This window comes from Pseudomonas sp. BJa5 (genome assembly GCF_030272875.2).
Lineage (GTDB): Bacteria > Pseudomonadota > Gammaproteobacteria > Pseudomonadales > Pseudomonadaceae > Aquipseudomonas.
This window is the reverse complement of sequence record NZ_JALRNG020000009.1, coordinates 136,601-148,652: the sequence shown is the minus strand read 5'-3', so window position 1 is coordinate 148,652 and position 12,052 is coordinate 136,601. Positions and strand designations below refer to the sequence as shown.

General features: G+C 63.2%; 15 protein-coding genes. 11 read left to right on the top strand and 4 right to left on the bottom strand.

The features are described from left to right. Positions 1 to 377 precede the first annotated feature (377 nt). The 9 genes from M2D63_RS07845 (at position 378) to M2D63_RS07805 (ending at position 7,229) form a co-directional block, all read left to right on the top strand. Positions 378 to 1,043 carry an NIPSNAP family protein gene (locus M2D63_RS07845; protein ID WP_405309396.1) on the top strand — a complete coding sequence of 222 codons (666 nt, stop codon included), beginning with the start codon at positions 378 to 380 and terminating at the stop codon, positions 1,041 to 1,043. A 197-nt stretch (positions 1,044 to 1,240) separates the two neighbouring features. Further along, positions 1,241 to 1,534, top strand: a complete 294-nt coding sequence (locus tag M2D63_RS07840; protein ID WP_285862282.1) for a hypothetical protein — start codon at positions 1,241 to 1,243, stop codon at positions 1,532 to 1,534. Between the two features lie 30 nt (positions 1,535 to 1,564). Then, a complete protein-coding gene (gene iacA, locus M2D63_RS07835; protein WP_285862281.1) occupies positions 1,565 to 2,734 on the top strand; it encodes an indole-3-acetate monooxygenase in 1,170 nt (389 codons plus the stop codon). 16 nt (positions 2,735 to 2,750) lie between these two features. Continuing rightward, the gene (locus tag M2D63_RS07830; protein WP_285862280.1) at positions 2,751 to 3,113 is read left to right on the top strand and encodes an IacB protein; all 363 of its coding nucleotides are present in this window, start codon (positions 2,751 to 2,753) and stop codon (positions 3,111 to 3,113) included. A gap of 79 nt (positions 3,114 to 3,192) precedes the next feature. Beyond that, positions 3,193 to 4,467: an aromatic ring-hydroxylating dioxygenase subunit alpha gene (locus M2D63_RS07825; RefSeq protein WP_285862279.1), complete on the top strand. Its 1,275-nt coding sequence runs from the start codon at positions 3,193 to 3,195 to the stop codon at positions 4,465 to 4,467. A gap of 14 nt (positions 4,468 to 4,481) precedes the next feature. After that, entirely contained in the window at positions 4,482 to 4,958 is a 477-nt protein-coding gene (locus M2D63_RS07820; protein ID WP_285862278.1) for an aromatic-ring-hydroxylating dioxygenase subunit beta, read from the top strand. A gap of 10 nt (positions 4,959 to 4,968) precedes the next feature. Next, on the top strand, positions 4,969 to 5,709 hold the full coding sequence (locus M2D63_RS07815; protein ID WP_285862277.1) for an SDR family NAD(P)-dependent oxidoreductase: 741 nt from the start codon (positions 4,969 to 4,971) through the stop codon (positions 5,707 to 5,709). A 51-nt stretch (positions 5,710 to 5,760) separates the two neighbouring features. Next, positions 5,761 to 6,720 (top strand): PDR/VanB family oxidoreductase, encoded by a 960-nt coding sequence (locus M2D63_RS07810; protein WP_285862276.1) that lies wholly within the window; start codon positions 5,761 to 5,763, stop codon positions 6,718 to 6,720. A gap of 11 nt (positions 6,721 to 6,731) precedes the next feature. After that, positions 6,732 to 7,229 (top strand): flavin reductase, encoded by a 498-nt coding sequence (locus M2D63_RS07805; RefSeq protein WP_285862275.1) that lies wholly within the window; start codon positions 6,732 to 6,734, stop codon positions 7,227 to 7,229. 76 nt (positions 7,230 to 7,305) lie between these two features. On the opposite strand, the gene M2D63_RS07800 is transcribed toward M2D63_RS07805, so the two are convergent. Continuing rightward, on the bottom strand, positions 7,306 to 7,785 hold the full coding sequence (locus M2D63_RS07800; RefSeq protein ID WP_285862274.1) for a MarR family winged helix-turn-helix transcriptional regulator: 480 nt from the start codon (positions 7,783 to 7,785) through the stop codon (positions 7,306 to 7,308). Positions 7,786 to 7,989: 204 nt separating this feature from the next. Between M2D63_RS07800 and M2D63_RS07795 the strand changes: the two genes are divergently transcribed. Both M2D63_RS07795 and M2D63_RS07790 read left to right on the top strand, forming a co-directional pair. Next, complete coding sequence (locus M2D63_RS07795) at positions 7,990 to 9,120, top strand: amidase (protein ID WP_285862273.1); 1,131 nt, start codon at positions 7,990 to 7,992, stop codon at positions 9,118 to 9,120. 60 nt (positions 9,121 to 9,180) lie between these two features. Beyond that, entirely contained in the window at positions 9,181 to 9,696 is a 516-nt protein-coding gene (locus tag M2D63_RS07790; protein ID WP_285862272.1) for a nuclear transport factor 2 family protein, read from the top strand. Between the two features lie 66 nt (positions 9,697 to 9,762). On the opposite strand, the gene M2D63_RS07785 is transcribed toward M2D63_RS07790, so the two are convergent. The 3 genes from M2D63_RS07785 to M2D63_RS07775 form a co-directional block, all read right to left on the bottom strand. Beyond that, positions 9,763 to 10,167, bottom strand: a complete 405-nt coding sequence (locus M2D63_RS07785) for a cytochrome c family protein (protein ID WP_285862271.1) — start codon at positions 10,165 to 10,167, stop codon at positions 9,763 to 9,765. 129 nt (positions 10,168 to 10,296) lie between these two features. Next, complete coding sequence (feaR, locus tag M2D63_RS07780) at positions 10,297 to 11,220, bottom strand: transcriptional regulator FeaR (RefSeq protein ID WP_285862270.1); 924 nt, start codon at positions 11,218 to 11,220, stop codon at positions 10,297 to 10,299. 304 nt (positions 11,221 to 11,524) lie between these two features. Beyond that, positions 11,525 to 12,052: a cytochrome C gene (locus M2D63_RS07775; RefSeq protein ID WP_285862269.1), complete on the bottom strand. Its 528-nt coding sequence runs from the start codon at positions 12,050 to 12,052 to the stop codon at positions 11,525 to 11,527.

The window sequence follows — 12,052 nt, the reverse complement described above, 5'->3', positions numbered from 1 at the left end:
GGCTCGCGTTCTTCGGCTACGCCGAAGGTGCTGCGCACGGCCCCTACAGGCACCTCCACTCGGCCTCCTGAAGTCGCGTTCTGCGGCGCCTGAAATACCGCGCATGAAGAGCAAGAGCAGGGCGGTACTCATTTTGGCTCCGCCACAATCTGATTTCGAAGATGCGTCAGTGCAGGCGCCTGTGGGAGCGGGCTTGCCCCGCGATAGCGGTGTGTCAGCCATAGCGCTTCGCGGGGCAAGCCCGCTCCCACAAAGACACAAGGGATCCGAAGCGCAGCGTAGGGCCGTACGCAGCAATCCACCTCTACACCCAAGCCCAAAGATCCTGGTCCCCAGGATTGCGTGAAGCACCGTTCTTTTTCAACAGAGGTAAAGCCATGTCCGATACACACCACGGCAATAGCCGCACGACACCCCGTGTGGACCGCTACGAACTGCTGCGTTTCACCTTGCGCGTACGCACCCCGGCGCACGCCTTGCCACGCCTGCAGGCAGCCTTGCAGGACGCGCTCGAGGGCGTTGAGCTGATGGGCTGCTGGCTATCCGAGATCGGCCCGCAGAACACCATCGCGGTGCTGCGCCGCTTTGCCAGTGTGCAGGTGCAAGCGGCCGAACGTGAGCGGGTGCTGGCGGCCAGCGATGCATTCGGCATCGGTGAATACATTCTCGAACAGCACATGGACGACTACCGCCTGTTTCCCTTCCTTGAGCCGCTGCCGCCAGGTGCGCACGGTCCGTTCTACGAGTTGCGCGAGTACGACCTGGTGACCTCGGGCCTGGCGCCCACCTTGCAAGGCTGGCGCGATGCAATCGGTCCGCGCACGGAGCAGGGCTACTCCCAGGTGTTCGCGGCGTTCTATGCCACCAGCGGGCGCGTGCCGCGCTACTTGCACATCTGGCCGTACGCGACCCTGGAGCAACGCCTGGACGTGCGTACCCGGGCGGTGAAGGAGGGCGTATGGCCGCCGCAGAACTCGGCGCCACAGCTGCAGAAAATGAGCTCGATGGTCTATTTGCCGGCCGCGTTTTCACCCTTGTGCTGAGGGTGAATCAGGTCTTCCACGGCGGTGCCCCGCGTCGGCTGTCTGGCGGCGTGGGAGGCATGCCGTTGCGGATCTGCCAAGGCCTGGCGTTTTTGCTGTGCTGTCGGATTATTTTTGTCTGTTTATTTAGTGATATCGCGATAGTTTTTTACTGCTTTTGCTCTTTATGAGCAAATGAAAAAGTAAGAGATGTTCTGGTGAAAATCGGACAAGAAACGTTTAATCACCGCTTTAATGCATTGTTTTGCGAAATTTTTGAACGCCTTTCAAGCGTGATTTATATCGTGAAAAATCAATTGACAATTCACGTAATAAATCGCAAATTCTGCCCATCGGCACCAAAACAAGAGAGACAGATCATGCCGCCCGATCCAACGCACTCCATCCCGAGTGGTTGGCGCTTGCCACAGGCCAGTGCAGCCACCTCGCCACCGCTTCGCGGTGATGCCCGTTCCTTCCAGGGAAGCGGCACGTTCCCTACCGCCAATTAGTTCCAACCGTACCTGAGACGGAGACAGTCTATGGATTCGCTTTGCCTGCGTTCAGCGCCAGCGTCTGCGCTTGCTTCTGGCCCTGCCTTCGAAAGCTTGCTCGAAGGCGTTCGTGATCGTGCCCGTTCGGGTGAGTTCGATCGGCAGCGGCACATCTCCCGCGATGTGATCGATGCGTTCAAAGCCCACGGCGTTTACCGCGCCCTGGTGCCACGGCGCTTCGGCGGGCTGGAGTGCTCGCCCGCCGAATTCTGCGAAATGATCGAATGTATTTCCCATGCCGATGGCTCTGCCGGCTGGGTGGCCAGCTTCGGCATGAGTCCGGTGTACCTGGCAGCGCTGCCGCTTCAGACCATCGCCGGCATCTACAGCAAGAGCCCCGATATCGTGTTTGCCGGCGGCATCTTCCCGCCGCAGCCTGCCGAGGTGGTGCCGGGCGGCTTCAAGGTCAATGGCCGCTGGAAGTACTCCAGCGGATCGATGGGCGCTGACATCGTTGGCGTCGGCATTGCCCCGCGCAACGGCGACAAGCTGGACCTGCCGCGCCTGGCGGTGATGCCGCGCGAAGCTGCGCGCATCGAGGAAACCTGGGACACCGTCGGCCTGCTGGGTACCGGCAGCCACGACCTGGTGGTCGAGAATGTGCTGGTGGGCGAGGAGTGGACCTTCGTGCGCGGTGGCAAAGCCAACCTGGACGAAGCCTTTTTCCGCTATCCGTCGCTGTCCTTCGCCACCCAGGTGCTGTCAGTGGTCGGGCTTGGGGTCGCGCGTGCCGCCCTGGACGAACTGTCCGGCATGGCCAGCGGGCGCATCTCCGTGACCGGCGCCCCGGCGCTGGCCGACCGCCCCCTGGCCCAGGTGGATATCGCCAAGGCCGAGGCCGCGCTGCGCTCGGCCCGGGCATTCTTCTATGAATCCATCGAGCGTGCCTGGGAACACGTGCTGGCCGGCGATCCGGTGCCGGTCGAGGTCACCAACCTGTTGCGCCTGTCGTCGACCCACGCGGCGCGGGTCGCCGCAGACGTGGCGCGTACCGCGCAGATGCTCTCGGGCATGACCGGTATCTATAACGACAGCCCGCTGGCCCGTTGCGTCAACGACGCGCAGGTAGTGACCCAGCACGCCTTCATGGGCGATGCCACCTACCAGAACGCTGGCGCGATGTTCTTTGGAAAGCAGCCCCTTCCGGGCTATCTGTAACTGTCAGGATTTTCTCATGACCACTAAAAAGACGTTGCGCGTGCTGTTCTGCATGGGCATCAACCAGAACTTCTTCGACGCCCCGCGTGACGAGCAACTGCAGGTGTGGGCAGCGTTCAGCGAGATGTGGAACGGCATCCATGACCTGGCCGGCGTGCAGGTGCTGGGCAACATGGACGACGACCAGAGCATGGTCGGCCCGTCCGACGGCTTCCCCTGGACCACCTACCTGCTGGCCGATGTCGCCGATATCGAAACGGTGCACGCCGCCTGCAACCTGTTCCGCACCACGGCGGTGGGCGATGGCCCTTACAAGCTGTGGCGCTACGCCAAGGTCGAGGCCCGTGTCGGCCGCGAACTGATCATCCAGCGCAATTGAACCAGGCCGGCCCCGCAACCCGGGGCTGCCCACCGAGTATCCAAGACTGCCAGCCGTAGCAGCTGGCAAGGAGCGTTCCGTGACCAACCTGATTCCCGCCATCAATCTGGCGGTCGACCCTGCCGACCTGGTAAAGGCCGATCGCGTCCACACGTCCTTGTACACCGACCCGGCGCTGTTCGACGCCGAGCTGGAAAAGATCTTCTACAGCACCTGGATCTGGGTCGCCCATGAGAGCGAAATCCCCGAGTCGGGCAGCTACAAGACCGCCTACATCGGCAAGCAGCCGGTGATTGTCGTACGTGACCGGAAAAAGGACATTCATGTCCTGCTCAACCGTTGCCGTCACCGCGGTGCCACTGTCTGCGAACACAAGAAAGGCAAGACCAACAGCTTCGTCTGCCCGTACCACGGCTGGGGCTATGCCCTGGACGGTTCGCTGCGCGGCATTCCGCACCCGGAAAGCTATGGCGACTGCCTGGACAAGTCCGAACTGCCGCTGGTCAGCCTGCGCGTGGAAAGCTACGCCGGCATGATCTTCGCCACCTTCAAGGACGACATCGAACCGCTGCAGGACTTCCTCGGTGCGGCGAAGAAGTGGATGGACCTGTTCATGAAGCAGGGCGCCGGTTACGGCATCAATGTGCCCGGCGAGCATCGCTTCCGCTTCCCCGGCAACTGGAAGATCCAGTTGGAGAACACCACCGACGCCTACCACTTCCCGCTGGTGCACAAGAGCTTCCTGTCGTCGGTCGACGAACAGACCCTGGAGCTGTTCGACTTCGTCAAAGGCCCCGGCTACGTCGAGGACCTGGGCAACGGTCACAGCGTGATGGTGATGATCCCGGAGCTGGTCGACCTGGAAGCCGACCTCGACAAGCCGATCCCGGAGCGTTTCGAGTCGCTGGCGGCCGAACTGCGCGACGAAGGCATCGAGGAGCAGCAAGTGCGGCGCATTGTCCGTGCGGTGGGTGGCTCGGGCTTCAACCTCAACCTGTTCCCCAACATCGCCTGCTCGATGGCGTTCTTCCGGGTGCTGCAACCGATTTCGGTGAACGAGACCGAGATCCACCACTCGGTGATCACCATGAAAGACGGCCCGGCCGCCGCCAACCGCTACCGCCTGCGCCTGCACGAGCACTTCCAGGGCCCGATGGGCTTTGGCACACCGGATGACTCCGAAGCCTGGGAGCGCGTGCAGAAAGGCGCCAACGCCGGCGAAGAGCTGTGGATCATGCTCAACCGCGGCTTGCCGGGCGAGACCGCGAGCGAGGATGGGCGGATTTCCGACGTCAGTGCCGAAACCGGCATGCGCGGCGCCTACCAGCAGTGGAAAAAGATGATGTCGGCCTGAGTGTGGAGAACCTTATGAACCTGCAATTGCTGCAAGAAGTCACCGCTTTCATCTGGCAGGAAGGCGACATGCTCGACCATGGCGAGTACGACACCTGGCTGAACCTGTGGACGGCCAAGGGGACCTACATCATCCCGATCAACCCCAGGGAAACCGACTACGCCAATACCCTGAACTACGCCTACGACGACCATCACATGCGCCAGCTGCGCGTGCAGCGGCTGATCGGCGGCGAGTCCATTTCCACCAGCCCGCAACCGCGTACCGTGCGCACGCTCTCGCGCTTTCGCGTGCTGGTCGACGACGGCGTCAACGTCACCGTGCGCTGCGCGCAGAACCTGCGCGAGTTTCGCAAGGAAAGCCTCAAGCACTACAGCGCCGACCTGGTGTACGAACTGGTGCGCGCCGAAGGCGGCTTCAGGATCGAGCGCAAGGTGGTCAGCCTGATCAACAGTGACGATGCCCTTGCCGGCATCGGCTACATCCTCTGAGGACGCGGCCATGAACCACATTGCACTGGTTACCGGCGCGGCCCAGGGACTGGGTATGCGTTTTTGCGCAAGGCTGCTGGCCGCAGGCTTTGCGGTGGTGATCACCGATCGTGACCTGCAGGCCGCCCAGGCCGCGGCCGCGCAACTGGATGCGCAAGGCAGCAGGACCCTGGCACTGAAACTCGATGTCGGCAGCAAGCAGGACTTCGAGCAGGCCCTTGAACAGGTGCTTGCCCGCTTCGGCGCACTGCATGTGGTGGTCAACAACGCCGCAGTGACCAAAACCACGCCGTTGATGCAGATCAGCCCCGAGGAATTCGATGCCGTGGTCGGGCTCAACCTGCGCAGTGTGTTCCTCGGGTGCCAGGTACTGGGTGCGCACCTGGCCGAGGCCGGCTACGGACGCATCATCAACATGGCCTCGCTGGCCGGGCAGAACGGCGGCACCGCCACGGGCGCACATTACGCGGCGAGCAAAGGTGCCATTGTCACCTTGAGCAAGATCTTCGCCAAGGAGTTCGCCAGTCGCGGCGTGACCGTCAATGCCATTGCCCCGGGGCCGATCGATTCACCCGCGGTGCAGGCGGCGGTGCCGGCTGAACGCATGAGCGGCCTGCTGGCCAATATTCCGGTGCAACGCCTGGGCGATGCCGACTTCATCGGTGACCTGATTGTCCAGCTGGCACGGCCTGAAGCCTATTTCACCACCGGGGCGACCTGGGACGTGAATGGCGGCCTGTTCATGCGCTGATCATAGTTCGGGGCGCCTGGCCGCCCCCTGTCGTAATACGGGACACCCGTCATGAATGAACAATTGTTGAACGTAGTGGTGCGCAAGCGCGAGATCCAAGGGGATGGCGTCGCCGTCCTCGACCTGGCCCATAGCGACGGCGCCGAACTGCCGGCATTCGAGGCCGGCGCCCATGTCGACATCCATATCGCCCCTGGCCTGGTGCGCCAGTACTCGCTGTGCAGCGACCCGGCCGACGCTCGGGTGTATCGCCTGGGTGTCCTCAAGGACCCGGCCTCGCGCGGGGGATCGATCGGCGTCCACGACCTGCTGCTCGAAGGCCGCCAGGTGCAGATCAGCGCCCCGCGCAATCTGTTCCCGCTGACCCCGGATGCCAGCCGTTCGATCCTGCTGGGCGGTGGCATCGGCATCACGCCGATGATCGCCATGGCCCATACCCTGCATCAGCAGGGCGCCGACTTCGAGTTGCACTACTGCGGCCGCTCCCGCGAGCGCAGCGCCTTCATGGATGAACTGCGCAACGCGCCGTTCGCGGCGAAGGTGTTTACCCACTTCGACGACGAGGCCGTCGAGCAGCGTCTGGACCTGGCCAGGGTGCTCGGCCCGGGGACCCGCGGTTGCCATATGTACACCTGCGGCCCGTCGGGTTTCATGGACTGGGTGATGGCCGGGGCCCGGCAGCAGGGCTACGCCGAGGACCACATTCACAAGGAGTACTTCCAGGTCGAGGTGGACGCCAGTGGCGAGGGCTTTGAAGTGGTCGCCGCACGCAGCAACAAGACCGTGCAGGTGGCCGAGGGCCAGACCATCCTCGACGCCCTGGCGCAGGTCGGCATCAAGATCGAGATCTCTTGTGAGCAAGGGGTCTGCGGTACATGCCTGTGCGATGTCCTCGAAGGCGAGCCCGATCACCGCGACGTGTACCTGACCGACGAAGAAAAAGCCGCCAACGACCAGATGCTGGTGTGTTGCTCGCGGGCCAAATCCAAGAAACTCGTGCTGGATATCTGAGGAGAATGACCATGGTAGAGGTAGCCAGTTTTCGCAACGCGATGGCAATGCTCGGCGGGGCAGTGTCGGTCATCACCACCGATGGCCCTGCCGGTCGCTTCGGCTTTACCGCATCGGCGGTGTGCAGCGTGACCGACTCACCGCCGACCTTGCTGGTGTGCATGAACCGTGCATCGAACTCCAATGCCCACTTCAAGGCCAACGGCACCCTGTGTGTGAACGTGCTTGCGGGGTCCCACCAGGCCTTGTCCGGCTCGTTCGCCAACAAGGCGCTGAGCATGGACGAGCGCTTCGCCACCACAAGCTGGAGCATACTGGAAAGCGGCGCGCCGGTGATGCTGGAGGCCCTGGTGAACTTCGACTGCCGTATTGCCCAGGTGCACGAGATCGGCTCGCACAGCATCTTCTACTGTGAGGTCCAGGACATTCGCTACAGCGGTGCCGAGGAGGGCCTGGTGTACTTCAACCGTGCCTACCACCGGGTGTGCGAAGCCTCCAAGGCCTGCTGAATGACGTGCGTGTGCCTTTTTGCCCAGTGGCTCCCTGGGCATTTTCATCCAGGCAGGCGCAGCACACGACCGGCACTTACAGGGTTTCGAGGTTGTGGAATACCACTTCAAGCATGCGGTTGAGGCGTTGCACCTGCGCGTCGGTCAGGCCCTTGAAGCTGCGCTGGAACAACTCGCGGGTGACGTCCTGCATGCGCTCGATGGTCTGCAGGCCCTGCGCGGTGATGCGTACCTGGGTGACACGGCCGTCTTCCAGGCTCGGCGCGGTATCGACCAGGCCGTCGTCCTTCATGCGGTAGACGATCTTGGTGATGGTCGACAGCTTGGCGATGGCATGGGTGGAGATTTCCGAAATGCTCGACTCACCGTTTTCATTGAGGATCCACAGGACACGCCAGCGTGGCACATCGAGGTCGACCTTCTTGAGCAGGCGCTCCATGTTCTGGGTGTAGCGGCCATGCGCCCGGGCCAGCCAGTAAAAGGGGAAATCTTCCTTGCGAAACTCTTCGCTGGCGGGGTCGTAATGGCTCTTGCCTTGCTTCTTCGAGTTGCTCATCGATTCACTTACTTGTGCGGAGTTGGTCGCGCCATCTGGGACGGCCCGGCGAATTGGCTACAACGACAGTGCGGCGAATCAGACCATGAAGCGATCAGAAAAGCCATCACAACTAGTTGAATATTCACCTGACATTTCAAGTTTAAAACCAAGTCGAGTGCCGGCGCCACGTCCGGCAGCGATTCTGCCAAGGGGATAGAAAGCATGACCATCATAGTGCAGACCCTCGACCTGGGGGGCAACGGCCCCCGGGTGGTGGTCAAGGACACCATCGATGTCGCCGGCGTGGCGACCCGAGCCTCCAGCCGTGCGCTGGAGGCGGCACCGGTAGCGGTGGAGCATGCCAGGGTGGTGAGCCACCTGCTGGCCGCCGGCGCACGCCTGACCGGCAAGGTCAGCCTGCATGAACTGGCCTTCGGCACCACCGGGATCAATCACTACATCGGCACCGCGGCCAATCCGCGCTATCCCGGGCGCATTCCGGGCGGTTCTTCCAGTGGTTCGGCGGCGGCGGTTGCCGCCGGCCTTGCCGATTTCAGCCTCGGCACCGATACCGGTGGCTCGGTGCGCGTACCGGCCTGTTGCTGTGGCGTGTTCGGCCTCAAGCCGACCTTTGGTCGGGTCAGCCGCGAGGGTGTGATGCCGGCGCGCACCAGCCTCGACTGCGTTGGCCCGCTGGCGGCCTCGTTGCCGATGCTGGTGCGGGCCATGAGCATGATCGATCCGGGCTTCGTGCCGGCGCCGGTGCCCGACAGCGCCCGTATCGGTGTACTGCACGTGACCGCCGAAGCGCAGATCCAACGGGCCGTATTCGGCGCTTTGAGTGCCAGCGGCCTGCCACTGGGCAGCGTAAGCTTCCAGCACTTTCGGGCAGCCTATGAAGCCGGCATGGTGGTGATCAACCGCGAAACCCATGACGCCTGTGGCCATTTACTGGTAACCGAACAGGTCGGCGCCGACATCGCCGGTCGCCTGGCGGCGGCCGGGCAGACCAGCGACAGCGCGCTGGCCGAGGCCGAAACCGTGCGCCAGGCCTTCACCGCCGAAGTCGATGAAGCACTGGCGAGCTACGATGTCATCGCACTGCCGACCCTGCCGGACTTCCCCCTGCGCCTGGAAGAGGCCGCCGACACCCGGGCGGTGCTGGGCATGACCTCGTTGGTGCGCCCGTTCAACCTGTCCGGCCACCCGGCGCTGACCCTGCCACTGGGCAGTGAATCAGGGCTGCCGGTGGGCTTGCAGCTGGTAGCGGCCAAGGGCGCCGACGCGCAGTTGCTGGCGATCGCCGAACGCTTGCTGCTGAACCTCTATGGCGCGGGCAAGCCGACCCCTTGATGGGCACCACTCCCTGGGGCCGGCACTGCGCGGCCCCGATCCTGGTAAAGGAGACGTTGCATGACCGAGATCGCCGATTTGCAGGCGCGCCTGCAGGTGTTTGAAAGCCAGCAGGCCATACGGGTCTGCATCAATCGCTATATGGCACTGTGCGACAGGCTCGATGCCGACACGCCGATCGACGAGCTGGCCGGACTGTTCACCCGTGACGCGGTATGGGAGGGGAAGGGCGCCAAGTATGCGGCCAGTTTCGGCGGCTACCGGGGCCGGGAGGCCATCGGCGCCATGTTCGCCACCTACATGAAGACGCCGGCGCACTTTGCCCTGAATGTGCATTTCCTGACCAGCGAGGTCATCGAGATGGAGGGGGAGATCGGCGTGGGGCAATGGGTGATGCTGCAGACCAGCACTTTTGCCGACGGGGCGTCGCACCTGAATGCCGCGCGCTTGAGGGTACGCTTCGCCTGTGAAGAGGGCCAATGGCGCATGGCCCATTTCCAGACCGAGAACCTGTTCAGCCGCCCCACCGGCCCATGGAACAGTGAAGCACCGTTGCCGGTGCCGGAAAAAGATTGAGGTGAGGCGGAGCCCCCGGGCCTGGGGCTATTCGCGGGCCAGGTAAGCCTGGCCCTTGTCGGGCCCTTACTTGATCCCTGCCAGGAAACACGTCACGGCCTGGCGCTCGCCGGCATCGGCCATGCCGGCATAGGGCATGTAGGTGCCGGGAACGGCAGCCTGGGGCTGTTCGATGAAGGCGGCGACGCCCTGGGCGGTCCAGGCCGCCTTTTGCGACTTCATCGCCTGGGAATAGGTGACGCCCTGCAGGGTGCCTGGCGTGCGCCCGATCACACCGTGCAGGTTGGGGCCCATCAGGGTCGGGCCGTCCTTTTGTGCCGTATGGCACGCTGCGCAGTCACGGGCGAACAGATGTTCGCCTTGCTCGCGTTGCGGTGCGGCGCATTCGCTGGCGAGGGCCAACTGGCTGCTCATGGCCAGGGAGGCCAGCACAAAGGGGATTGCGAATTTGCTGCGTACGACGTTCGACATCTCACACGGTTCCTGATTGTGGCTGAATGCAGCTACAGGCTGCTTATTGTTGGAAGGCGACACGGGCGATTGTGCGCCCGTGGCCAATGCCGGGTTGTGTGCTGCCTGCCAGGCCGTTTGTTGTGCCTGTCAGGCCGCCTTGCTGGCGTGCCATTTACGGTACTCGCCGGGGGTCATGCCAAAACGCCCCTTGAACGCGGTACTGAAGTAGCTGGAGTCGGAAAAGCCCCAGGCGTAGCCGAGCGAGGACACTTTCTGGTCCATCGCCGGGTTGCGCAGGCTCTCGGCGCAAAAGTCCAGGCGGCGGTTGCGGATGTACTGGGCGATGACCAGCCCGCGCTTGGAAAACACCCGATACAGGCTGCGCATGGAGATCCCCACCTCCCGGGCGATGACCTCCGGCGTGAGCTCGTCGCAGGTGATGCGCTGGTCGATCAAGGCCACGGCTTTCTGGAACAGGCGTTCGTGGCTGCCGGATACCGAGTCCTGGGCAATGCCGGGGCGTAACAGGGTGACCAGCGCGTCGAGCACCGCCTGGCTTTCCGGAACCGCCAGCTGCTGCATCCGCCCGGTCTCCAGCATCATTTGCCCGGCCAGCGTGGCCAGCGGCGTTTGTGCGCACAGGCGTCTGCCACACTGGACGGCGATACCGCGGGTGCTGCTTTGTACCTGGGCGCGCGGCAGGATCATGGACAGCTGCCGGGATTGCTGGTGAAAGTGCATGTCCAGCGGTTTGCTGGCGTCGATGATGGTCAGGTCGCCGGGCTGCAGTTCGATGCGCGCGTCCTGGTGTTCGATGCGCGAGGTACCGGCGATCTGCAGCACGGCGTAGTAGTTGTCGGCACCACTGGCCAGGATTTCCTGACGCCCACGAAACAGGTTCACCTGCGTCATGTCAACGAAGCTCAGGGAGATCTGGCCTACCTGGCGCTTGTCGAGATGACCGCAAAATCCCTGGTCAAGCTTTCGTCCGTTGAAGTGACCGCAGGCTTCGTTGACCTGGTGCATCCAGGCGTGGAAGTTGTCAGTGGTAAAACGGGGTGCGTGATTCATGGATGCCTCGTGGGAAATCTGCAAACCGATCGCTTTGGCGACTCTTGGAATGGGGGTATGCGACACTATTCACTTGAATATTCAAGCAATAATCGCGCCAAAGGCCGGGCGACAGGTTAGTGTTTTCCAATCAAGGTCTTGTTTTAAAAGAATTAATATTTTGGCTTGAAGCATTCGTGCCGGCTTTTGCACGGCAGAAACCTGTGAGCGTCGCTTCAAAATGTAGCGTCAGGCGCGCGGGTGTTTCCCGGCGACGCAACATTTGGGAACACCGGGTAGGATGAAGGTGCGGCGACCTGAGGCGTCAGTGCCGGAGGCCGTCGTCGATGACGATGCCCTGGGCCCGCAGCGCCTGGATCAAGCCCCGGCGGACCTTGGGCAGGTCAAGCATGCTCTGGCTGCGTAGCCGGCCGACTTCCTGCGCCGTGTAGCGCTGCCAGTGCTCCGGCGTACTGCTGCCGGCCATGCCGTCGCGGTCCAGCAGCCAGTTGAGCAGGTCGGCGACCTGCTGGTCATTGAGCGCCGACTGGGAAACGCCCGGCACCCTGACCAGGAACTCACGGCCACCCTCGACCTTGAGAAAGTTGCCGACGAAGCCCTCCAGGCGCGGCGTATCGTTCTGTGCCGAGCCCTGGCCACGGTCCAGGTGGCAGCCGGCGCACTGCAGTAGATAGTTGACCGGCGTCGAGTAGGCCGCCCGGGCAATCGGCAGCGGCGGGGCTTCATTGCCCGGCGTCGGTCGCTGATCGGGGACGGGCAGCGTCCTTGCCTGGGCGCAGGGCAGCGACACACAGGCAAGCAGCAGTGCCGCAAGGCCCTTGGACGCGGTCAT